The organism is Mycobacterium sp. NGS51 (assembly GCF_059812525.1).
Genome location: NZ_JCALCV010000013.1, coordinates 59,618 through 82,272, shown reverse-complemented (window position 1 = coordinate 82,272; position 22,655 = coordinate 59,618). Strand labels below are relative to the sequence as shown.

At 66.4% G+C, this 22,655-nt stretch carries 20 protein-coding genes, 1 tRNA gene and 2 pseudogenes; 15 read left to right on the top strand and 8 right to left on the bottom strand.

The window, feature by feature from the left end:
* Positions 1-71 precede the first annotated feature (71 nt).
* The 6 genes from AC5Y5W_RS16725 (at position 72) to AC5Y5W_RS16700 (ending at position 7,799) form a co-directional block, all read left to right on the top strand.
* Positions 72-1,094, top strand: coding sequence for a YlbL family protein (locus AC5Y5W_RS16725; protein WP_500011642.1), 1,023 nt, complete (start codon positions 72-74; stop codon positions 1,092-1,094).
* A 150-nt stretch (positions 1,095-1,244) separates the two neighbouring features.
* Entirely contained in the window at positions 1,245-4,232 is a 2,988-nt protein-coding gene (locus tag AC5Y5W_RS16720; RefSeq protein WP_500011640.1) for a UPF0182 family protein, read from the top strand.
* Positions 4,233-4,520: 288 nt separating this feature from the next.
* On the top strand, positions 4,521-5,057 hold the full coding sequence (locus tag AC5Y5W_RS16715; protein WP_500011638.1) for a cupin domain-containing protein: 537 nt from the start codon (positions 4,521-4,523) through the stop codon (positions 5,055-5,057).
* A gap of 75 nt (positions 5,058-5,132) precedes the next feature.
* A tRNA-Met gene (locus AC5Y5W_RS16710) sits at positions 5,133-5,206 on the top strand.
* Between the two features lie 87 nt (positions 5,207-5,293).
* Positions 5,294-6,736, top strand: a complete 1,443-nt coding sequence (locus AC5Y5W_RS16705) for an amidase (protein WP_500011637.1) — start codon at positions 5,294-5,296, stop codon at positions 6,734-6,736.
* A 106-nt stretch (positions 6,737-6,842) separates the two neighbouring features.
* Positions 6,843-7,799, top strand: a complete 957-nt coding sequence (locus tag AC5Y5W_RS16700) for an alpha/beta fold hydrolase (protein ID WP_500011635.1) — start codon at positions 6,843-6,845, stop codon at positions 7,797-7,799.
* Here the strand turns inward: AC5Y5W_RS16700 and AC5Y5W_RS16695 are convergent.
* From AC5Y5W_RS16695 to AC5Y5W_RS16685, 3 genes are all read right to left on the bottom strand, one after another.
* On the bottom strand, positions 7,767-9,131 hold the full coding sequence (locus AC5Y5W_RS16695) for a flavin monoamine oxidase family protein (RefSeq protein ID WP_500022397.1): 1,365 nt from the start codon (positions 9,129-9,131) through the stop codon (positions 7,767-7,769). The two genes, AC5Y5W_RS16700 and AC5Y5W_RS16695, sit on opposite strands and share 33 nt — an antisense overlap.
* A gap of 79 nt (positions 9,132-9,210) precedes the next feature.
* The gene (locus tag AC5Y5W_RS16690; RefSeq protein WP_500011632.1) at positions 9,211-10,326 is read right to left on the bottom strand and encodes an Rv3169 family protein; all 1,116 of its coding nucleotides are present in this window, start codon (positions 10,324-10,326) and stop codon (positions 9,211-9,213) included.
* Entirely contained in the window at positions 10,326-11,459 is a 1,134-nt protein-coding gene (locus tag AC5Y5W_RS16685) for a phosphotransferase family protein (protein ID WP_500011742.1), read from the bottom strand. Before AC5Y5W_RS16685 ends, AC5Y5W_RS16690 begins: the two co-directional genes overlap by 1 nt.
* 37 nt (positions 11,460-11,496) lie before the next feature.
* Here AC5Y5W_RS16685 and AC5Y5W_RS16680 point away from each other — a divergent pair, with 37 nt between their 5' ends.
* Genes AC5Y5W_RS16680 through AC5Y5W_RS16670 form a run of 3 tightly spaced genes read left to right on the top strand, consistent with a single transcriptional unit; the run spans position 11,497 to position 13,552 of the window.
* Positions 11,497-12,099 carry a TetR/AcrR family transcriptional regulator gene (locus tag AC5Y5W_RS16680; protein WP_500011630.1) on the top strand — a complete coding sequence of 201 codons (603 nt, stop codon included), beginning with the start codon at positions 11,497-11,499 and terminating at the stop codon, positions 12,097-12,099.
* A 5-nt stretch (positions 12,100-12,104) separates the two neighbouring features.
* Positions 12,105-12,677 carry a PIG-L deacetylase family protein gene (locus AC5Y5W_RS16675; protein ID WP_500011628.1) on the top strand — a complete coding sequence of 191 codons (573 nt, stop codon included), beginning with the start codon at positions 12,105-12,107 and terminating at the stop codon, positions 12,675-12,677.
* The gene (locus AC5Y5W_RS16670; protein ID WP_500011626.1) at positions 12,674-13,552 is read left to right on the top strand and encodes an SDR family NAD(P)-dependent oxidoreductase; all 879 of its coding nucleotides are present in this window, start codon (positions 12,674-12,676) and stop codon (positions 13,550-13,552) included. The genes AC5Y5W_RS16675 and AC5Y5W_RS16670 overlap by 4 nt, the downstream gene beginning before the upstream one ends.
* Before the next feature lie 15 nt (positions 13,553-13,567).
* On the opposite strand, the gene AC5Y5W_RS16665 is transcribed toward AC5Y5W_RS16670, so the two are convergent.
* Together AC5Y5W_RS16665 and AC5Y5W_RS16660 are read right to left on the bottom strand one after the other, a co-directional pair.
* Entirely contained in the window at positions 13,568-13,963 is a 396-nt protein-coding gene (locus AC5Y5W_RS16665; RefSeq protein WP_500011624.1) for a hypothetical protein, read from the bottom strand.
* Positions 13,964-13,973: 10 nt separating this feature from the next.
* Positions 13,974-15,299, bottom strand: a complete 1,326-nt coding sequence (locus tag AC5Y5W_RS16660) for an aminotransferase class I/II-fold pyridoxal phosphate-dependent enzyme (RefSeq protein WP_500011622.1) — start codon at positions 15,297-15,299, stop codon at positions 13,974-13,976.
* Between the two features lie 42 nt (positions 15,300-15,341).
* Between AC5Y5W_RS16660 and AC5Y5W_RS16655 the strand changes: the two genes are divergently transcribed.
* The 6 genes from AC5Y5W_RS16655 (at position 15,342) to AC5Y5W_RS16630 (ending at position 20,277) form a co-directional block, all read left to right on the top strand.
* Positions 15,342-16,010 (top strand): pyridoxamine 5'-phosphate oxidase family protein, encoded by a 669-nt coding sequence (locus AC5Y5W_RS16655; protein WP_500011621.1) that lies wholly within the window; start codon positions 15,342-15,344, stop codon positions 16,008-16,010.
* Between the two features lie 128 nt (positions 16,011-16,138).
* The gene (locus AC5Y5W_RS16650) at positions 16,139-17,083 is read left to right on the top strand and encodes a DUF4129 domain-containing protein (protein WP_500011619.1); all 945 of its coding nucleotides are present in this window, start codon (positions 16,139-16,141) and stop codon (positions 17,081-17,083) included.
* The gene (locus tag AC5Y5W_RS16645) at positions 17,080-17,562 is read left to right on the top strand and encodes a hypothetical protein (RefSeq protein WP_500011617.1); all 483 of its coding nucleotides are present in this window, start codon (positions 17,080-17,082) and stop codon (positions 17,560-17,562) included. Before AC5Y5W_RS16650 ends, AC5Y5W_RS16645 begins: the two co-directional genes overlap by 4 nt.
* The gene (locus AC5Y5W_RS16640) at positions 17,559-18,539 is read left to right on the top strand and encodes an AAA family ATPase (RefSeq protein WP_500011616.1); all 981 of its coding nucleotides are present in this window, start codon (positions 17,559-17,561) and stop codon (positions 18,537-18,539) included. Before AC5Y5W_RS16645 ends, AC5Y5W_RS16640 begins: the two co-directional genes overlap by 4 nt.
* Entirely contained in the window at positions 18,536-19,789 is a 1,254-nt protein-coding gene (locus AC5Y5W_RS16635; RefSeq protein ID WP_500011614.1) for a DUF58 domain-containing protein, read from the top strand. The genes AC5Y5W_RS16640 and AC5Y5W_RS16635 overlap by 4 nt, the downstream gene beginning before the upstream one ends.
* Positions 19,786-20,277: a hypothetical protein gene (locus tag AC5Y5W_RS16630; protein ID WP_500011613.1), complete on the top strand. Its 492-nt coding sequence runs from the start codon at positions 19,786-19,788 to the stop codon at positions 20,275-20,277. Before AC5Y5W_RS16635 ends, AC5Y5W_RS16630 begins: the two co-directional genes overlap by 4 nt.
* On the opposite strand, the pseudogene AC5Y5W_RS16625 reads toward AC5Y5W_RS16630, so the two are convergent.
* From AC5Y5W_RS16625 to AC5Y5W_RS16615, 3 genes and pseudogenes are all read right to left on the bottom strand, one after another.
* Positions 20,207-20,983 (bottom strand): annotated as a pseudogene (locus tag AC5Y5W_RS16625) (DUF222 domain-containing protein); the annotation flags it as partial. The gene AC5Y5W_RS16630 and the pseudogene AC5Y5W_RS16625 overlap by 71 nt on opposite strands.
* Positions 20,984-20,996: 13 nt before the next feature.
* Positions 20,997-22,376 carry an IS607 family element RNA-guided endonuclease TnpB gene (tnpB, locus tag AC5Y5W_RS16620; protein WP_500011611.1) on the bottom strand — a complete coding sequence of 460 codons (1,380 nt, stop codon included), beginning with the start codon at positions 22,374-22,376 and terminating at the stop codon, positions 20,997-20,999.
* Positions 22,377-22,390: 14 nt separating this feature from the next.
* Positions 22,391-22,549: pseudogene (locus AC5Y5W_RS16615) on the bottom strand (IS607 family transposase); the annotation flags it as partial.
* Between the last annotated feature and the right edge of the window lie 106 nt (positions 22,550-22,655).

The following is a 22,655-nucleotide window of genomic DNA, read 5'->3' as shown; positions in this document are numbered from 1 at the left end:
AACTGGCCGCGACGCGTGGGCCCGCCCGGCTTGCGCGGGTCGGACAGCCTGGTCAGATTAGGGTAGGCGGCGTGAACAGGCGGATTCTGACGCTGGTCGTCGCGTTGGTGCCGATCGTGGCGTTCGGTGTGCTGCTGGCGGTGGTGACGGTGCCGTATGTGTCTTTGGGGCCAGGGCCCACCTTCGACACGCTCGGCGAGGTCGACGGCAAGCAGGTGGTCGACATCCAGGGGACCCAGACGCACCCCACGTCGGGTCACCTGAACATGACGACGGTGTCGCAACGCGACGGCCTGAGCTTGGGCGAGGCGCTGACATTGTGGCTTTCCGGTCAAGAACAACTGGTGCCGCGCGATTTGGTGTATCCGCCCGGCAAGTCCCGAGACGAGATCGACAAGGACAACAACGCCGATTTCAAGCGATCCGAGGACAGCGCCGCCTATGCGGCCCTGGGCTATCTGAAGTATCCGGAAGCGGTCACGGTGGCGGCCGTCAGCGACCCGGGACCGTCGATGGGCAAGCTGCAGACCGGCGATGCACTCGACGCGGTCAACGGCACCCCGGTCGCCACCGTCGAGCAGTTCACGTCGCTGCTGAAAAAAACCAAAGCCGGCCAAGAGGTGACCATTGACTTCCGCCGCAAGAACGCGCCTCCCGGCACCGCGCGGATCACGCTGGGCAGCAACCCCGATCGCGGTTATGGCTTTTTGGGCGTCTCGGTTCTGGACGCACCGTGGGCACCGTTTGCGGTTGATTTCAACCTGGCCAACGTCGGTGGGCCCTCGGCCGGGCTGATGTTCAGCCTGGCCGTCGTCGACAAGCTCACTACCGGTGACCTGGCCGGCTCGAAGTTCATCGCGGGCACCGGCACCATCACCGCCGAAGGCAAGGTGGGGCCCATCGGTGGGATCGTCCACAAGATGATCGCCGCTAAGGCGGCCGGCGCGACGGTGTTTCTGGTGCCGGCCAAGAACTGCTACGAGGCACGATCGGACCAGCTGCCCGGGATGGAGTTGGTGAAGGTCGACAACCTCGGACAGGCCGTGGACGCGCTGCACGCGGTGGCCTCCGGCGCGCAGCCGCCGAGTTGCTAGCCCAAGCGACGACGCAGAGCGCGCAGCGCGATGAGGAGGAGCCGGGCAATCATGCCGAGCCCGAGCGACGACACAGCCGGAAAGGCCGCAGGCGAGCCGGTGCGTACAGTTGTGATCGCCACTGTCAACGGTGACCAGGGAGCGTAACTAGTGGGGATGCGGCCCACGGCGAGAATGCCGAAGCTTACTCGGCGCAGCCGGATTCTGATTGCCATAGCGCTGGCAGTGATCGTGCTGCTGTTGGTCGGCCCACGACTAATCGACGCCTACGTCGACTGGTTGTGGTTCGGCGAATTGGGATACCGGTCGGTGTTCACGACCGTGCTGGTGACCCGGCTGGTGGTGTTCCTGGTGGTGGGGCTACTGGTCGGCGGCATCGTGTTCGGTGGGCTGGCGGCGGCCTACCGCACCCGGCCGGTGTTCGTGCCCAGCAACGGCAACGACCCGGTGGCGCGATATCGCACCGTGGTGATGTCGCGGCTGCGGGTCATCGGAATCGGAATCCCGGTGATGATCGGCCTGTTGGCCGGCGTCATCGCGCAGACCTATTGGGTACGCATCCAGCTGTTCTTGCACGGCGGCGACTTCGGAATCGAGGACCCGCAATTCGGCAAGGACCTTGGCTTCTACGCCTTCGACCTGCCGTTCTACCGGCTGCTGGTCGGTTATCTGTTTGTGGCGATGTTCTTGGCGTTTTTGGCGAACTTGGTGGCGCACTACATCTTCGGCGGTATCCGGCTGTCCGGGCGCACCGGCGCGCTGAGCCGCTCGGCACGAATCCAACTGGTCAGCCTGGTCGGGGTGCTGGTGCTGCTCAAGGCGGCCGCCTACTGGTTGGACCGCTACGAACTGCTGTCGCACACCCGCGCCGGTAAGCCGTTCACCGGTGCCGGGTATACCGACATCAACGCGGTGCTGCCGGCCAAGCTGATTCTGCTGGCGATCGCGCTGATCTGCGCTGCTGCGGTGTTCTCCGCCATTGTGTTGCGAGATTTGCGGATCCCGGCGATCGGGCTGGTGCTATTGCTGTTGTCGTCGTTGATCGTCGGCGCCGGGTGGCCGCTGATCATCGAGCAGATCAGCGTCAAACCCAATGCCGCGCAAAAGGAAAGCGAATACATCGGGCGGAGCATCACCGCAACCCGGCATGCGTACGGCCTGACCGAAGACGTGGTGAGCTACCGCAACTACAGCGGCGACGCCCGGGCAACCGCCGAACAGGTGGCCTCCGATCGCGCCACCACGTCGAACATCCGGCTGCTCGACCCGACGATCATCAGCCCGGCGTTCACTCAATTCCAACAGGGCAAGAACTTCTACTTCTTTCCCGACCAACTGTCCATCGATCGATACGTCGACCACGACGGCAATCTGCGCGACTATGTCGTCGCCGCGCGCGAACTCAACCCGGACCGGCTGATCGACAACCAGCGCGACTGGATCAACCGGCACACCGTCTACACCCACGGCAACGGATTCATCGCCTCACCGGCGAACACCGTTCGCGGTATCGCCAACGACCCCAACCAAAACGGCGGCTATCCAGAATTTCTGGTCAACGTTGTCGGCGCCAACGGCGGTGTGGTCTCCGACGGTCCGGCGCAATTGGATCAACCGCGCGTGTACTACGGTCCGGTCATCTCCGACACGCCCGCCGACTACGCGATCGTCGGGCGTAGCGGTGCCGACCGGGAATACGACTACGAGACCAACACCGAAACCAAGAACTACACCTACACCGGCAGTGGTGGCGTGCCGATCGGTAGTTGGATTTCACGCAGTGTGTTCGCCGCGAAATTCGCTGAGCGAAACTTCTTGTTCTCCACCGTGATCGGCTCCAACAGCAAGATCCTGTTCAACCGCGACCCCGCCGAGCGGGTAGAGGCGGTCGCACCGTGGCTGACCACCGACAGCGCGGTGTACCCGGCGATCGTCAACAAGCGGCTGGTGTGGATCATCGACGGCTACACCACGTTGGACAACTACCCGTATTCCGAGCTGACGTCGCTGTCGTCGGCCACCGCGGACTCCAATGAGGTGGCGTTCAACCGGCTGCTGCCCGACAAGCGGGTCTCCTACATCCGCAACTCGGTGAAGGCCACCGTCGACGCCTACGACGGAACCGTCACGCTGTATCAGCAGGATGAGCAAGATCCGGTGCTCAAAGCGTGGATGAAAGTCTTTCCCGGCACGGTCAAGCCCAAGAGCGACATCACACCGGAACTGGCCGACCATTTGCGCTACCCCGAAGACCTGTTCAAGGTGCAGCGGATGCTGCTGGCCAAGTACCACGTCAACGACCCGGTGACGTTCTTCTCCACGTCCGATTTCTGGGACGTGCCGCTGGACCCGAACCCGACGGCCAGCAGCTATCAGCCGCCTTACTACATCGTCGCGAAAAACCTTGCCAAAGGGGACAATTCGGCGTCGTATCAGCTGACCAGCGCGATGAACAGGTTCAAGCGCGACTATCTCGCCGCCTACATCAGCGCCAGCTCCGATCCGGCGACGTACGGCAAGATCACTGTGCTGACCATCCCGGGCCAGGTCAACGGGCCGAAGCTGGCCAACAACGCGATCACCACCGACACCGCAGTGTCCCAAGACCTCGGGGTCATCGGTCGTGACAACCAGAACCGCATCCGCTGGGGCAACCTGCTGACGCTGCCGGTGGCCCAGGGCGGGTTGCTCTACGTCGAACCGGTTTACGCCTCTCCGGGCGCCAGCGACGCCGCCTCGTCATATCCGCGGCTGATCCGGGTGGCGATGATGTACAACGACAAAATCGGGTACGGCCCGACCGTCAGCGATGCGCTGACGGGGCTGTTCGGGCCCGGTGCCGGTGACACCGCGACCGAGATCGCACCCACTGACGGGGGCGCCCCCGCCAGCTCGTCAGCGGGAACCGAGCCGCCGGCCGAGTCGGTGCCGGGCGCGACGGAGCCGCCGGCCGCCGCAGCTCCGCCGGCGCCGAACGCGGCCACGCCGTTGTCTCCGGCAAAGTCGGCCGCGCTGAAGGAGATTCAAGCGGCTATCAGCGCAGCGCGTGACGCGCAGAAGAAGGGCGACTTTGCCGCCTATGGGGCGGCGCTGCAGCGAGTCGACGACGCGATCAGCAAGTTCAACAACGCCAAGTAGCTTTTCGCGAGCTCCACATCGCGCAACAAGCGGCCCGCCCGACAAGCCGCAGCACGTGTCAGATTCTGTGGGAAAGACGGCTGAAACAGCGCCGTCGGGTCGCCGCGTACCACCGCACAATGGGCCACGACGAATAGCGGAACGGAGTAGACACGTGCACGAGGTTTCATCGCGAAACAGCTGGGACAAGCCGTTCGGTGTCGAAGTGCCGCGGCCGCTCTGGCCCCCTCAGGACGACATGGCGACCATACTGCCCGCAGTTGGGTTCTGAAGAAGGAGGAACACCAGATGGCCGACGCGAACGAAATCGGAGTCACCGTTGTCCAGCCTGGGGAAGGGGATTACGTTGCCCTGCCTGGCTTTGGAGCGGTCTTCAAGCTGTCCGGCAAGACCAACGGCGGCGAGGTGTCGATTGTCGAGCACCCGTTTGAGGTCGGCCTGCTCACCGCCGCGCACCGGCACACCCGCGAGGACGAGCATTCGATCGTGCTGGCAGGCGAGATCGGCTTCCGCTCCGACGACAGTGAAGTCGTCCTCGGGCCCGGTGGCTACATCACCAAGCCGCGTGGACAGATGCACGCCATGTGGAACGCCGGCAGCGAACCCGGTCGCATCGTCGAGATCATCACCCCGGGCGGGTTCGAGAATTACTTCCGCGAACTGGGTGAGCTGCTCCTCGACCACGCCAACGATCCGGTCGGCAAGGTGCTGCACGAGTTGCCCGAGTTCGGCGAACTCGCCGACAAATACGGGCTGACCTACGGGTCGCCCGCCTGGGTGGACGACATTGCGCAGCGATACGGGCTGAAGCCGCCGTCACACTGAGCGGATCCGGCCGCGCGCCGACGCCCCCGCGATTTGGTTGCCCCAACAGGGTTCGGTAACCTGGTATTCACCCGTCGCGGGGTGGAGCAGCTCGGTAGCTCGCTGGGCTCATAACCCAGAGGTCGCAGGTTCGAATCCTGTCCCCGCTACTAGTTGAACGGCCCTCGGAGAGTTCTCCGGGGGCCGTTCTCATTGTCACGAAATAACGACGGCCGCGCGTGGTACAACCTTGAGCCATGACTGGCCTTGCTGACGAGACGCGATGGATGGACGCCACCGACCAGGCGGCGCTGGTCGCAAAAGGGGAAGTCACGCCGTCCGAGCTGCTGGAAGCGGCGATCGAGCGGATCGAGCAATCCAACCCGCTGTTGAATGCCGTGGTCATCGAGTGGTTCGACCACGCCCGTTCGCTGGCCGCCGATCCCAACCTGCCCAACGGCCCATTCCGCGGCGTCCCATTTCTGCTCAAGGACCTCTACACCAGCTTCGCCGGCCAGACCCTGTCGAACGGAAACGTCGCGCTCAAAGCTGCAGGCAGAATCGACACCGCCGACACGACCCTGGTCGCCCGGTTCAAAGCGGCCGGGCTTGTCATCGCCGGGCGGACGAATACCCCGGAGATGGGAAGCCTGCCGACCACGCAACCGCTGGCGTGGGGCGCGACCCGCAATCCGTGGGCGCCGGACCGCACCCCGGGCGGGTCGAGTGGCGGGGCGGCCGCGGCGGTGGCCGCCGGCATGGTTCCGTTCGCCAACGCCTCGGACGGCGGCGGCAGCATCCGCATCCCCGCGTCCTGCTGCGGGCTGGTGGGGTTGAAACCGAGCCAGGGGCGGATCACGGTCGGGCCGCTGCGCGCCGAGGTGGGGCTGGGCGTCGAACTGTGCGTCAGCCGCACGGTGCGCGACACCGCGCGGCTGCTTGATGCGGTGCGCGGACCCGGTGTCGGCGACACCGTGATCGCGCCGGCGCCGCAGCGGCCCTATGTCGACGAGCTCGGTGCCGACCCTGGCCGGCTGCGCATCGGACTGCTCGACGTCCATCCGCGCGGCGATTTTCTGCACGAGGACTGTGTCTCAGCAGTGCGCGCCGCGGCGTCGATGCTGGAGGGCTTGGGGCACACCGTTGAGCCGGCCTGGCCGGGGTGTCTGGCAGATACCACGTTGGTCGACAAGTTCATGGCGCTGTGGGCGACGCAAATGGCGATGGCCACGCGGGGTTTCGGCGACATGCTCGGGCGCGAAATGACCAAAGACGACATCGAGCCGGTGAACTGGGTGCTCGTCGAACAGGCTCAGCGGTTGACCGCCGTGGACTACGCAGCCGCACAAGCCGCGGGCTGGGCGTTTCGGCGTGCACTACAGCAGTGGTGGGCCGACGGCTGGGACCTGCTGCTCACGCCGACGTTAGCCGAGCCGCCGCTACCGCTGACGGAATTCGAGAATGACCCCGAGCAGCCCACGGCGCCGATGCGCCGCGCCGGGCGGTTCGCGGCGTTCACGCCGCCGTTCAATATGAGCGGCCAGCCGGCGATCAGCCTCCCGCTGCACCGCAATGCCGAAGGTCTACCGATCGGCGTCCAGCTCGCCGCCGCTTACGGCCGGGAGGACGTGCTCATTCGTGTTGCCTCCCAACTGGAGTCGGCCCACCCGTGGTTGTCTCAGCACCCGGCGGCGCATTGACGGTCAGATGGTCTCCGGCGAAGTACAAGCCGACCACTGTAAATCGGCTTAGACTCGAAGCATCGACGCATGCGGCAGGGAGGCCGCATCCGGAGGGGAGGCGGCGATGAGTTCTCAGCAAGCACACCGCCCATCTGCCCCGATACCACGTGAATTGCCGCCAAGCCGGATAGTGCCGGTGCGCGCACCGGACGGCACCTGCCTGCATACCGAGGTCTTCGGACCCGAGGACGGCTATCCGATCGTGTTGGCGCATGGCATCACGTGCGCGATCCGGGTATGGGCCTACCAAATCGCGGATTTGGCCACCGATTACCGCGTCATTGCCTTCGACCATCGCGGCCACGGCCGCAGCGGTCTGCCCCCGCGCGGCAATTACCGGCTCCATCACCTGGCTTCCGACGTCGACGCCGTACTCGAGGCCACCCTTGCCCCCGGGGAGCATGCCGTCATCGCCGGCCACTCGATGGGCGGAATTGCGATCGCCGCTTGGTCGGAGCGGTATCGCCACAAGGTGCCGCGCCGGGCCGACGCCGTCGCGCTGATCAACACGACCACCGGAGATCTGCTGCGCGAGGTGAAGCTGCTGCCGGTGCCGGCACCGTTCGCGGCGGTCCGGGTGTTGGGCGGGCGCGCACTGGTCAACATCTTCGGTTCGTTCACAGTGCCGCTCGCGGTACGGCGCGCAACCCGCGAAATGATTTCGCTGCTGGCAGTCGGCGCCGACGCCGACCCCGACATCGGGGACCTCATCTACGAGCTGTTCGACGCCACCTCACCGGCGGGACGCGGCGGCTGCGGCAGGGCGCTGGTCGACGCGCTGGGGTCGCGGCACATCAGCTTGTCCGGTCTGACGGTGCCCACGCTGGTCATCGGCAGCGAACGCGATCGGCTTACGCCGCTGAGCCAATCTCGCCGGATCGCGGCGGCCGCGCCGAACCTGGTCGGGCTCGTCGTGCTGCCCGGCGGTCACTGCGCGATGCTCGAACGCCCCACCGAAGTCAACCGCCAACTGCGCGAACTGGTGGACTCAGTCGCCGGTGCGCGGCGCATCAGCTCGTAGCCGACCGGCAACCTCGGCGGCCGCACGCTGGCCGGATCGCACCGCCCCGTCCAGGAACCCGGTCCACTCATCGGCGGTCTCGGTGCCCGCCCAGTGAATCGGCCCGGCCGGGCGGCGCAACCACGGCCCGTAACGGGTCCACGATCCCGGCGGTACCGCAGCCGTCGGCCCACCGGCCGCGAATTCTTCTGCGCCCCAACGGTGATCGACATAGTCGAGTGGCTTGAGGGCATCGTCACCGAACAGCGAGGCGAAGCAGCCCAACGCGCGCTGGCGACGCTGCTCTGCAGGTAACGCGTCGAAGCTGCGGGCGTCGACGAATCCCAGCAGGATGCCCGGACCGTCGGGTTGCGGGCTCACATCGAACGTGATGAACACCGGGCCCTCGTCGGACAGTGCTTCGCCTGAGCACCCGGCGTCCCGCCAGAACGGAGTGGGGTAGGCGGCGTAGGCCTTGGACAGTCGGCCCTGCGGCCAACTGGTAGCCAGCCGCTGGTATTCGGGGGGCAGCGCAGGAGTGAACTCGATGCTCGCCCGATGCTCCGGGGGGATCGCCACGACGACGAATCGGGCTTCGGCCCTGCCCTTTTCGGCGGTGATGAGCGCCGCGCCGTTCCGGTGCTCGATACTGCGCACCGCGGCGCCCAGCACCACCCGGTCGCCGAGTTCGACGGCCATCGCGTCGGCGATCTGCTGAGTGCCGGCCAAGAAGCGGTCCTGCTGGGCACCGTCGTGCACGTCGAGCAGTCGATCCAGGCCGCCGGCCGCCCGCACATATCGGGCGGCGTGCAGCATCGACACGTCGTCGGGTTCGCAGCCCCAGGTAACCCGAGCCATGATCGCCAACAGGTCGCGGGCAGTGGCGCCGGCACGCACCGACTGCAGCCAGCCGCCCAGCGACTGTTGGTCCAGCCGGGCCGCCCGACGCGCGGTCCACGGTTCGGCTAGCGGTACTTGTCGAGCAATACGCTCGAATTGCCAACGCACCCGGCCGATGTCGAGTAACCCGCCCAGCGACAACCTCGGGATGGTGCCGGAATACGAGCGGGTTTCGCCCCGCCACCGGATCATGTTGGCGCCATCGGCAAAGGTCGGGATGGTGTCGACGCCGAGTTCGGCGGCCAGCTTCAAGACCGCATCCTGTGTCGGGCCGACGAACGTACCGCCCAGGTCGACCGGGATGCCGGCGACATGCCCGGTGTAGGAGCGCCCGCCCACCCGATCGCGGCCCTCGAGGACCAACACCTCGTGCCCGAGCCGCATCAACTCACGGGCTGCGGTGAGTCCGGCGAAACCGGCCCCGATTACGACAACGTCGGCGGTCCAGTCCATGCCTCACAGTGAACCGTCCAACGTCGACTTGTTGCGCCCAAACGCCCGAAATATCCCAACAAGTCGACGTTCGCGCCGTTCAGGGCGCCACGGTCAACCAGTCGGCGAACCCCGACGGGTCATGTCGGCCCAGCGCGCCGTGCTCGTAGAGTCCCCAGCCCTCCACCGGATCGGCGTCGCCGTCGCGGCATACCGCCCGGCCCACATGGTCGATCACCCCGAACCCGGAGCGCGCGACGACGGCGGGGTCGGTCATGTCGTAGGTCAGTCGTTCGGTGAACTTCTCGCCCTTCCACATGCCGTGCAGCCAGTCCGAATCGCCGCCGTAGCCGCCGCCGACGTGGATTGGCACCGGCAGCTTGGACTCCACCTCGAATTGCACCGGGGTGCCGTCCGGCCTGGACGCCTCGATCGTGGCGCCGGTCGGGATGCGGGTGCCCGACCGGTAATGAATCTTCACCCGCGGCCAGCCCAATTGCTCGACGCGGCCGTCGCGCCAGACCCGGGTGCAGTCGTTGAGTGATCGGAACCCGTTGGGCTCTTCCTGAATGATCAGCACGATGGCGAAATCGTCGAATGCCATCGGCACGTAGAGCCACCACATGCCCTCGAACGGCGGATCGGCGGGCCGGCCGGCCGGCTCGGCCTCACCGATCGGCCGGATGCCCCAGGACCGGTCCCGGCTACCGATCCAGGTGGCCGGATCGACGGCGATCTCCTCGCCGTCGAGCACGATCCGTCCGCTCCACGAACCCAGTTGGGCGAAGCGCTGCGCGTTCAGCGTCACCCGGTTACCCGATCGCAGGATGTGCGGCTGTTCCTGGACGGGGTCGAACAACCCCTGCCAGGCCAGGTCGACGGCAATTCCCTCGGTTTCCTCCAGGATCACCCGCAGCTTGCGCAGCGGTTCGCTGACCTCGACCCGATAGCCGCCCACGTGCTGGTTGAGCCGGTCCTGGTCGATGGCGTCCGACAGGTGCACCGCCGTTTGGGTGTCACCGCGGCGGATCAGCACAAACGCATCCTTGACCCCGAGATTGGGGTAGTAGCCGATGCCGGTGACCAGGAAGATGTCGCCGGTGCGGTCGTGGGCGTTCAGGTAGGACCGGTCGTAGAAGTTGCGGTCCGACGAGCCCGGCCAGGCGATCGGCTGGGGGATCTGGTGTACCGGAAACTCATCGAGCGGTCCGAGCATCAGTTTTCTCCTATGAGTCTTTTCATCAAACCGGCGTGGTAGAACAGAGACTCGACATCGTCGGGTTTCTCCACTTCACCGAAATGCACCCGCCGCGCGCCGGTGCGCATGAACACACAGGCCCACATCACGCCGGAATACACGTAAAACCAGTGCAGATCCCCGACTTCGACACCGCAGAACCGCCGATAGCTGGCGCGGACATCGTCCTCGCGCATCACCTCCGGCAGCCCCGGCAGGGTGGCCAGACCGGCGAGCTCTTCAAAGACCATGTGCGCGAATATCATCCACGCCACGTCCAGTTCGCGCGGCCCCAGCGTCACCATCTCCCAGTCCAGCACCGCCACCGGTTTGAAGTCGCGGTAGAGCACGTTGCCGATCCGGGCGTCGCCCCAGCACAGCACCGGCTCGGCGGCCGCCGCCTGATGCGGCCAGTGAGCCTCCAGCCAGTCGAAGCTGCGTTCCAGCAAGGCGGAGCGGCCGATATCCGGCACGGCGAAGTCGTACCAGGACCGCACCCATTCGAAGTGCCGGCGCAGTGCTGTGTCGCCGGATCGCCCCTCGTCGAGAAAGCCGAAAACCTTCTGCGGGTCCGGAATTGAGTGCAGCTTGGCCAGCACCTCGACCGTGGTGTCCTGCAGTTCGCGCTGGCGTTCGGCGGGAGCGTCGGCGAACCAGTTGTTGCCGAAGGTGTAGGGCATCACGTCGGGCGGTACCACGCCCTCGACGTGGTCCATCAGAAAGAACGGCTTGCCCAAAACGTCGCCGGTGGTCTCGATCCAACGCACCAACGGGACGGGCACGTCGGTGAGTTCGCCGACCCGGCGCATCACCTCAAATTGATGATCCAGCCGGTACGACGGGAACACCGGCACGTCCTCGGCGGTGGGCGCCACCCGCGCCACCCAGCGCTGCTCGACCGCACTCCCGTGGTCGTCCCAGCGTCCGGTCAGAATCAGCGTCTCGGAGGACATCCCGTTGGAATCGATGCCGCTTTCCACGGTCACCTGCGGCGCAACAGCACCAGGCATCACCGTAGAGAGCCATTGCGACATCACCGCCGGCACGGTGGTGACGTCGCGGCTGGACCGTTGCAGACGGCCGACGTCGCTGACAGCGGGTTGGTTGGCCACAAGCGCCTCCGGCAATTACGATACGGTGGGTAGCGTTATGAAAGCAGACCTGACTTCGGTTGACAAGTCGCCGAGTGCCGGGCGGCCCCGGGACCCGCGCATCGACGCTGCCATATTGGCGGCGACGGCGGAACTGCTTGTGCAAATCGGCTATTCGAACCTCACCTTGGCCGCCGTCGCCGAACGCGCTGGAACCACCAAGACCGCGCTGTACCGCCGTTGGTCGAGCAAGGCCGAGTTGGTGCATGAGGCCGCGTTTCCGGTGGCGCCCACCGCTTTGGTCAGCCCGGCCGGTGATATGGCCGCCGATGTGCGGGCGATGATCGCCGCTGCGCGCGACGTGTTCACCAGTCCGGTAGTGCGGGCGGCGCTGCCCGGACTGGTCGCCGACATGACCGCTGACTCCGCACTCAACGCCAGGGTGATGTCGCGATTCACGGATCTGTTCACCGCCGTGCGGGTCCGGTTGCGTGAAGCTGTCGATCGCGGCGAGGTCCATTCGGACGTAGACCCGGACCGGTTGGTCGAACTGATCGGGGGAGCGACGTTGTTGCGGTTGCTGTTGCGCCCCGACGAGGACCTCGACGACGCCTGGGTGGAGCAGACCACTGCGATCGTCGTGCACGGCGTGATGGCTTAACGATCATGGCAGCACTGCAGGCATTCCCTACTGACTGGCGCACCGCGCTGATCTTGGTCCCCCACCCCGACGACCCCGAATACGGCATCGCCGCTGCAGTGGCGAAGTGGACGGCACAGGGCAAGACTGTCCGCTACGCGTTGGCCTGTCGGGGCGAAGCCGGCATTGCGGGCATGCCCCCTGAGCAAGCGGGTCCGGTGCGGGAAGCCGAGCAACGACGGTCGGCGGCTATCGTCGGCGTCGACGACGTGGATTTCTGGGATTTCCCGGACAGCGACATCCGCGATACCGACGAACTGCGGGCGAAAGTCGGGTTAGCCATCAGCGACACCAAACCCGATGTGGTGGTGACGATTTACGGTGGATCGCAATGGGCGCCGGGGATGCCCAACCAACGTGACCACATCGAGTTCGCAGCCGCGGTCGGCGCGGCCTACACGGTCTATCTTTCGGTGCTTGACCCGCAGACACCGGTCGTCGAGCAGGCCCGTCGGCAGGTCGACTTGGCGGTACCGGCACGGCCTGACTGCGGCGGCCGGGCGGTGCAATTCATCGTGGAGAGGAGCAGCAGTCGATGACAGGACGACTCGACGGTCGCGCGGCGATTGTCACCGGCGCCAGCCGTGGGTTGGGCCGAGCGATCGCGCTGGCGCTCGCGGCCGAGGGCGCAGCCGTAGCCGTCGGTGGGCGCACCGAACAGGTCTGGGACGAGCGATTGCCCGGCACCATCGGCCAGACCGTCGCCGACATCGAGTCCGCCGGCGGGCGCGCCGTTGCGATCCGCGCCGATCTGCTCGACCGCGGTGATATCGACCGGTTGGTCAGCGAGGCACGAGACGCATTGGGCCCCATCACAATTCTGGTCAACAATGCGGCCTTCACCGCACCCGGGCGCCCACCCAAGCCCGATGCTCCGGCCAAGCCGGCCAAGCCGGCCAAGCCGGCCAAAACGCCGTCGGGCGCGGCAAAACCGGGCTGGCCGCCGCTGCTCGGCGCACCATTAGCTGCCTACCGGCGGCACTTCGAGATTTCGGTGTTCGCCGCCTACGAGTTGATCCAATTGGTGTGCCCCGACATGATTGCCGCCGGTTTCGGGTCGATCATCAACATCACCTCGGTCGCAGCGCGGCTACCCGGCGACGGGCCCTATGCGGACCGCAGCGGCGGTGTCCTGCCCGGCTACGGCGGATCCAAAGCGGCGCTTGAGCACCTGACATGGTGTGCCGGGTATGACCTCCAGGGCCACAACATCGCGGTGAACGCCCTCTCGCCGTCCAAAGCCATACTGACGCCGGGACTTTCGTATTACACCCGCGATTTCGACGAGGTGGCGACGGCAGAGGAGTTCGCGCGCGCGGCCGTGGAACTGACGCTGGTGGACCCGACGGTCGTCACCGGACGCACGATCGGTCATCTGCAGGTACTCGACGGCAGCTTCCGGTCCTACGAGTGAGCCGGCGGCACAGCGTCAGTGTTCCTTATCCGCAAGGACACTGCTGCGCAGCGCGACGGTGAGCAGGATGGTGCCGAGCGCCAGTCCGACGAACTCGAGCCATCCGATCAGCCGGCCGTCGGCATGGCCGGTGTCCACGATGTGGCTCAGCGAATGCAGCACCCAATGCGCCACCGCGAACGAGAGGGCCGGAACCCGCCAGGTCGGCCACCGCAGCGCGGCGAATAGCAGCAGACCCAACGGCAGCTCGAACGACGCATTGTCGAAGATGTAGTGGTTGTTGCGCGGCCCGAACGCCCCGAGAGTGTCGAAGAAGGCGCCCGGTGCGAACAGCATGAACAAGCCGAGAAGCGTCGAATACAATCCGAACCCGATCAGTACCGCGTCAACGAAGCGTGAGCGTGTCGTCATAGCTGTGACCTTAGACGCTGGTGCGTCCCAGAGCATGTACCGCCTCGGCCACGGCGTCGGCGAGCGGATCAATCTCGGCAGCAACAAGATTCGAGATGGTAATCCGTATCCCCGGCGGTGTGTTGATTCTGAATCTCGTCCCCGGGGCGGTTGCCCAGCCGGCGGCGAGTAGCCGGGTGATCGCGACGGTTTCGTCGGGCACCGGAATCCAGACGTTGAGGCCGGACCGACCGTGGGAATGCACGCCGCGCTTGGCCAGCGCCGACTGCAGCGTCGCGCGGTTGCGGCCGTAGATGCCTTCGGCCTTGCGTACCAGCTGTATTGCCGCCGTGTCGCCCCACAAGCTGACCGCAAGGTCCTGCAGGAGGTAGCTGACCCAGCCGGGGCCTAGCCGCAGTCGACCGTGTACCCGCTCGACTGTCCGGCGGTCACCGGCGAGGGCTGCCAGCCTCAGGTCGGGGCCGTAAGCCTTGGATGCCGACCGCACGAAGGCCCAATGGCGCGTCGATCCGGCCAAGGTCTGCAGCGCCGCGCCGGCGATACCAGCGCAATGGTCGTCTTCGATCAGCAGCAGGTCGTCGGCACGGTCGGCCATCAGCCGCCGCAACTCCGCGGCCCGCTCAGCAGAGGTCGCCGCGCCGGTCGGATTTTGGGCACGAGTGGTCACCACGACGGCCCGTACGCCGCGGCGCAGTGCCCCGGACACATCCGCGACCAGCGGTCCGTCATCGTCGACGCGCAGCGGCTCGACCGAAAAGCCCATTACGGCAAGAAGATCCAACAAATTCGCCCAGCCCGGATCCTCGACTGCCACTCGATCGCCGGGCCGCAGGTGAGCTGCGAGGACCCGTTCGATCCCGTCGAGCGCGCCGGCGGTCACCGCGAGGTGCTCGGCCGGCACGCCCTCGTCGCGCAACGACACCTGGACGTATTCGGCCAACTCGGGCGACATCGCGGGCTCGCCATACAGCAGCGGAGTGCGTCGTTGCCGCACAGGTTGAGTGTGGGCGATCGGCAGCAACGCAGGATCCGGGTTGCCCGTCGAGAGATCGCGCACACCTTCGGGGACGGCCAGCCCGCGCAGGGATCGCGGTGTGGTCGCAGGCCGCTCGCGCACCCGGGTGCCTCGACGTCCCGCAGTCTCAACCGCTCCGCGGTCACGCAGCAGGCGGTAGGCAGCCGCGACGGTGTTGGCGTTCACCCTGAGCTGCGCGGCGAGTTGTCGGATGGGCGGCAGCTCAACACCTGGCGCCAGCCCGCCCGTGGAGATGCCTTCCTCCACGCTGGTCGCAATTGCCTCGGCGCCCGACCCGCGAATGGTGTATCGTACTGGCACATATAACAGTATGCACTAGTACAAACTATTGCGAGGCAAAAATTGGAAGCGCTGTCGACCTACGCGCCCACCGCGCGCAGCACGCCCACCCGGTATCGGGAACGTGCCCGCTACGAGCGCGCCACCGTCCACCGCATCCTCGACGAGGCCCTGATCTGTCACGTCGGTTACCTCCAGGACGGCCGCCCGGCAGTCCTGCCGACGACGCACGCCCGGGTCGCCGAGGTGCTGTATCTGCACGGTTCCACCGGCAGCGGTCCGATGCTGGCGGCCGCATCACCGGAAGGTCTGCCCGTCTGTGTCACGGCCACCCTGGTCGACGGCTTGGTGCTGGCCCGTGCCGCGCTGCACCACTCAATGCAGTACCGGTCGGTCGTCGTGCACGGCAGCGCACGCCTGGTTCGGGATCGGCAGGAAAAGCTGCACGCTTTGGATGCCCTGCTCGATCACGTGGCGGCCGGTCGGGCCGCTGACAGCCGACCGCCCAATGCGCGCGAACTGGCTGCAACTGCCGTCCTCGCAGTGGACTTGCTCGAGGTTTCGGCCAAGGTACGCGACGGCGGGCCGGTCGATGATCCCGAAGACGTTGCGCTGCCCCTGTGGGCCGGCGTGCTGCCGCTGACCTTGACCGCTGGGGCACCTGTCCCGGCCGAGGGCCTCGACCCGGCCGTTCCGTTGCCGCCTTACCTGGCGTCCTACCGGCGAGGCTGACAACTCGTCGAGCGCCGCTGACCCCAGGCCCGGCCGGATCGATTCGCTGCGGCAGTAGCGGCCCGCGTGCCAGGATAAGGCCAGCCCATGCCGCAAACGCGGCAGGCAACCGGTCGAGTGGTGTGCCGATGCCCCTGATCGACAAGGCGACAGGCCGCGTCGTCGCCGTGATCGTGCTCTTGATCGTCGTGGCCGCGGCGTTGCGCGGATATCTGCCCGGCGTCGAACGCGCGCCGCGGCACGAACCGCCGCGCAGTTCGGCCTCGCTGGTGTATGTGGTGGCACTGCTGGCGATCTCGCTGGTGATCGTCGGTGCGGCCGTCATTGCCCGACTCCGTGATCCGCGCACGCCGGCCACCAGCGCCGGCAGTCTGCCGGAACGTTTCGGCGGCAGCGTCGGACGGCCGGGATGGCGGGTATTGCTGGTCGGAGCCGCGGTCCTCGTCGGATGGCTGTTGCTGGTGTTGCTGCTGACGCGGTTTTTCGGGCCACCCGATATTCGGCAACTCCCGGATGGAACCGCGCCGAGCATCCAGCTGCCGACCGGTGACACTGTGCCGCCGCCTGAGCAGCCGCGCGAGCCGGACACTGACGAAGACGTGCTCGGCTACCTCGTCGCGAGCACGGTGGCGCTACTGGTGTTACTCGTCGGGGGCGGAGTCGTCGCCGCCCGCAGACGGCGCGGCACCGAACCGCGCATTGCGCCCGTCGAATCGGCTGAGCCGCCCGCTTCCACCGCAGCCTCCGAAACACTTGTTCGCGCAGCGGAAGTCGGCCTTGTCGCAGTCGTCGACCTGAGCCGCGAACCGCGGGAGGCGATTATCGCGTGTTACGCGGTGATGGAGCGCGAACTGGCCAAGGTGCCCGACGCTGCGCCGCAGGAATTCGACACCCCGACCGAAGTGCTGGCCCGGGCCGTCGAACATCGTGCGTTGCATGCCGATAACGCCGCTCAGCTGGTCCAGCTGTTCGCCGAGGCACGGTTCAGCATGCATGTGATGAACGAGAGCCATCGCCAGACCGCGGCAGACGTACTGCAGTTGGTTCTCGCCGAATTGCGAAGCCTGGTATGAAGCGCCTGGCGATCTTGAGTGTGTGCGTTGTCGTCGCGGTAGAGGCGGCAATGTTGGTATTGCCCGATCGTCGACTCGTGCTGTGGATGTCCGGCGTGGCGGTGGCGTTGGCGGTGATCAATATTCGCCGGTTCATCGGTCACCAGGATGAGTCGACGCACGGCGCTAGCGGCAATGAGCTGGGGGAGTCGTTGCGCAGCTGGCTGACCCGCACCGAGACATTGATTCGGTGGTCGGAATCCAACCGGGCCGACTGGGATCGGCATCTGCGTCCGATACTGGCCCGGCGGTTCGCCATTGCTACCGGCCAGAAGCAGTCCAAAGACCCGGCGGCGTTTTCTACTACCGGGCGAATGCTTTTGGGTCCGCAGTTGTGGGCATGGGTGGACCCCAACAACGTCGCGCAGACCGGCGGCAACGAACCCGGCCCCGGCCGGGCGGCGCTCGAGGAAATTCTGCAACGGTTGGAGCAGGTATGACTGGAGGTACGGCGGGGCCCGCCGAGGTGACCACTGCCCGCTGCGAGGCGGTGCTCGACGAAATCGAGCGTGTCGTGGTCGGGAAGCGTTCCGCCCTGACCCTGATCCTCACTACGGTGCTGGCCCGTGGTCATGTGCTCATCGAGGACCTTCCCGGTTTGGGCAAGACGCTGATCGCGCGATCGTTCGCCGCGGCGCTGGGGCTTGGCTTCACTCGCGTCCAGTTCACGCCAGATCTGCTGCCGGCCGATCTGCTTGGCTCGACCGTCTACGACATGCAATCGGGACGTTTCGAGTTTCGTTCCGGACCGATTTTCACCAATCTGCTGCTGGCCGACGAGATCAACCGGACGCCGCCCAAGACCCAGGCGGCGCTGTTGGAGGCGATGGCCGAAAACCAGGTCAGTATCGACGGGCAAACTCACCGGCTCCCAACACCGTTCATCGTGTTGGCTACCGACAACCCGATCGAATACGAGGGCACCTACCCCTTGCCGGAGGCGCAGCTGGACCGGTTCGCGGTTCGCCTCGAACTGCGCTACCTCTCCGAGCGCGACGAGACGTGGATGCTGCGCCGGCGCCTCGAGCGTGGCTCGGCCGAACCGACGGTGAACCAGGTTGTCGACGCCCACGATCTGCTGGCGATGCGGGAATCGGTGGAGCAGGTGAGTGTGCACGAGGACGTTCTGCACTATGTGGTCTCGCTGGCCGCGGCGACCCGCCACCATCCGCAGGTCGCGGTCGGTGCCAGCCCCCGCGCCGAACTCGACTTGGTGCAGCTTGCGCGCGCCCGCGCCCTGCTGCTCGGACGGGATTACGTGATTCCCGAAGACATCAAAGCGCTCGCCGTCCCGGCTGTGGCGCACCGGATCACGCTGCGCCCGGAGATGTGGGTGCGGCGGATTCAGGGGTCAGACGTCGTAGAAGAACTGTTGCGTCGCTTGCCGGTTCCGCGTGCGCGCGGTGCGGCGACGTGACCCAAATCCAAGAGGTCACTTTGCGTTGGCGCGCGTCGGCGCTGACGAGAGCGGTGGCCAGTTGCGCGGGCGCGGCTTTGGTGGCGGCGCTGGTCGCGTCGCAGTGGCAGCTTTTGGCGTTCGCTGCGCCGCTGCTGGGTGTGTTGTGTTCGATCGGCTGGCAGCGGCAGCTGCCCAAGGTTCGGGTGCACGCCGAACCTGGCTCGCTGCGCTGCTTCGAGTCCGAGCAGACGCAGCTGACCGTGACTGCGATCACTGAAAGCCCCGGTGTGGCAGTGGGTCTCACGGTTACTGCGGTCGATGAGATGCAACTCGACGTGGTCGACCGGTCCTCTGCTCAGCGGCAAACTGTCGCTGCTACCGCCGACCGCTGGGGCCGCTACCCGATCCGGGCCACGGTCGACGTCGTCGCGCATGGCGGATTGCTGGTCGGGACCGCCACCGCAGATGCCGCCCACGTCAACGTGTTTCCGATAGCGCCCCCGCAGCCCACGGCGCTCCCGCGGACCGAACTACTCGATCGCCTGGGCACCCATCTCACCCGGCACATCGGCCGCGGTGTCGAATACGCCGATATTCGCGCCTACGTGCCCGGTGACCAGTTGCGCACGGTCAACTGGCCGGTGAGCGCGCGGCGCGGCAGCCTGCACGTGACCGAACGGCTGACCGATCGGGCGGCCGACGTGGTGGTGCTCGTGGACACTTATTCGCAGCCACCGGGCCCGGCGACAGAAGCCACCGAGCGCACCGTACGAGGCGCCGCCCAGGTGGTGCAGACCGCACTGCGCAACGGTGATCGCACCGGCATCGTGGCGCTTGGCGGGCGCCGGCCGCGATGGCTGGGCGCCGACATCGGCCAGCGCCAGTTCTATCGGGTACTCGACACGGTGCTTGGCGAAGGCGATGAATTCGAAACCACCACCGGCACTCTCGCACCGCGCGCCGCTGTCCCGCCGGGTGTGATCGTCGTCGCATTCTCCACCTTGCTGGACACCGAGTTCGCGCTGGCGCTGATCGACTTGCGGAAGCGTGGTCACGTCGTGGTGGCCGTCGATGTCCTACAGGGCTCGCCGTTCGAGGATCGGCAGGATCCGCTGATTGGCCGATTGTGGACCTTGCAGCGGTCGGCCATGTATCGCGACATGGCCACCATCGGTGTCGACGTGGTGGCGTGGCAGGCCGATCACACTCTGGACCAATCGATGCGTGCGGTTCCTGACCATCGGCGCCCGGTGTCGGGAGGACGATGATCGCCCGCGCATTGTCGATCGCCTGCGGGCTGCTGATGGTGGCAGCTGTCGGAATAGGTTCGCAGGGCGCCACATTCGTCGTCACGCTCCTTGCTCTGGTTGCGGTGGCCGCCGCAACACTGGTTCGGCCGGCCGCAACACTTGCGGTGCTGCTGACCGTGATTGCCATCATTGTGTCCAATCCCGCGCCCACGCTGGCCGCGGCGTCCGGTCTGGCCGCAGCGGCCTATCTGCTGCTACGGCACGCCGTCAGTACGGGCACCGGGCTCGATACCGTCAGCGGGCCGGCTCTCGTTGGGGCCGTTGGTTTCACGTTGGTCGGATTGGTCGCGACAGCGTTTCCCCTGCAACTGCCGTGGCTGCCATTGGCCGCACCGTTGGCGATCTTGGCGATTTACCTGTTAGCGATCCGGCCGTTCACTGTTGATCCGGCGGCGGCGGGTCAGGGTCGCCCCGCAGAAGTTCCGCCGGATGGTGGGCATGGTTGATTTCGGGCGGGCCGGTGCCGTCGGTCCAGCCGAGTCGCCCGCTGTCGGTGACTATGGTGCGTTGTTCGCCGCGAGTGGTCATGCCGTGGTCGCAGCCACACGCAAAGAACAGCTTGTCGGCGTCGGTGCGACCACCCCGCGCCCACTCCGGTGAGTGGTGGACTTCGCAGCGATAACCGGGTACTACGCAGTTGGGGCGGGTGCAGCCGCGGTCACGGGCGTAACAGATCAATCGTTGGTCGGCAGTGGCGACGCGTTTTTGCCGACCCAGATACAGCGGCCGCTTGATGTGGTCGTCGAACACCGCCAGATAGTGGATTCCGTTGGCGGCCATCCGGATCAGATCACGCATCGGTAGCCTGGACCCACCACCGGTGCTGGCATACGCGGGCATCGGGATCGATGGATCTGCAACAGCGTGGGCAGCACGGTCCAGTTCGTCCAGCGTGGTGGTGACGACTACGGTGACCGGGTGGCCGCGATGCACACCGAGGCCGCCCGACGCGATGGCGGTTTTCAGCCCGAGCTTGAGCGCGTCGTGACAGCGTTGGGCCGGGGTGCGGTCATCGGGCGCATCGGGACGTTTGCCGTCGGGTTGGTGGCGGCCCGGCCGCACGGCCGCTTCGATGGCCTCGAAATACGCGCGGGTTTCCGGATCGAGTAATCCGGACAACCGAGACATGCCATCGGGACCGTTGCAAGTGAGGGATCTTTAGTGGTCACACGACTTGCACCCCGTCACGGGGTTGTTCGGCAGCCTTGCGGCTGCGTCCCTTCCGCGCTTCACGGCCACCCGCCGAGCGAGGCCCGGTCTTACGGTCGGCTCCACGCTTGACGGCGGCCCCAACTGGGCCGACGACGCTAGATGTTTCCTCGTAGCGTGCGAGGTTCACAGCGGCGTTGTCATCACGTTGGTGCGTGAGCGAACACCCGTCGCATTGCCAGTGTTCGTCCCAGCCGATGTCTTGCACATGCCCGCAGTCGTGGCAGGTTTTCGACGACGCGAACCACCGGTCAGCGACCACCAGTGCCGACCCGTACCAGCCCGTCTTATAGGCGAGATACCGCCGCGATGTGCCTAAGGCGGCATCCGCCAGACCCCGCCTACGCGCGCGGGCACCCGGCAATCCCTTCTGCCGCAGCATCCCCGCCGCGTCCAGTCCTTCCACCACGATGCGGCCGTGAGTTTTAGCCAACCGCGTTGTCAGACAGTGAAGATGGTGAGTACGGACATCTTTGGCCCGGCGATGCAGCCGGGAAATCTCGGTGCTGCGCTCACGGTAGCGCCGTGAACCTTTCGTGCAGCGCGAGCGGGCACGGCTGGCGTGTCGCAGCTCTTTGAGTGCCGCGTCGAGTGGCCGTGGATTCGGCACGTGTTCGAGCACCGTGGCGTCCTCGTTGGCAACCGTCGCCAGGCGCCGCACCCCGACATCAACTCCGACCCGTGAACCGGGATGCGCCACCTTCGCCCGCTGCGGGCGCTGCACGAGGACCCGCACACTCGGGTCCAGCCGGGTGCCATTACGGCGCACCGTGATCGCTAGCACCCGCGCCCGACCTTTGGCGATGAGCCGCTCAATCCGGCGCGTGTTCTCGTGGGTGCGCACCGCCCCGATGATCGGGAGCGTCAGGTGGTGGCGATCAGGTTCGATACGCATCGCACCGGTCGTGAATGTAACGCGGTCGGCGTCGCGGCCCTTCTTCTTGAACCGGGGGAAGCCCATCCTTTTGCCGTCGCGTTTGCCAGATCGGGAGTTCTGCCAGTTCCAATACGCGTCGACCGCACCGACGATGCCGTCGGCGTAAGCCTCTTTGGAACACTCGCGCCACCACACCTGCCCGGTCTCAGCGTTGACGCACACGTCGTCCTTGATCGTGTTCCACCGTTTCCGCAGTACCCGAAGCGATGGTTTCGCTGTCTGTATCCCGGTGGCATGCCACCGCTCGATGTCGGCTTTCAGGGCCGCGACGGTCCAGTTGTAAGCCTTACGCCGGGCACCGAAATGCCGCGCCAGCATCCGCGCTTGATCGTCGGTCGGCTCCAGGGCGAATCGGAACGCCTGCACCGTCCAACCCTCCGCAATCTCGAACTTTGCCATCACGCCGCCTCGCGTCACCTAGCCTCAGCCGCCGCGGACATGGCACGCTTAACACGGTTGCCAGCAGCACGTTTGCCATACAACCGGGCACCCATGGTGGTGAGGATCTCGCTCATGTCCCGCACCAGAGCGTCGACAGCCTCCGACGAAACCACCACAACAAATTCGTGTCCGCGCCCAGTGCTGCACCCATGCTTCGACGCTATGAAGCACCGGTGACAGAACCGGGGCCGGCAGCTAGCGCGGAGACCGGTCTGTGGATGAAGCTCCAGCTGTGGA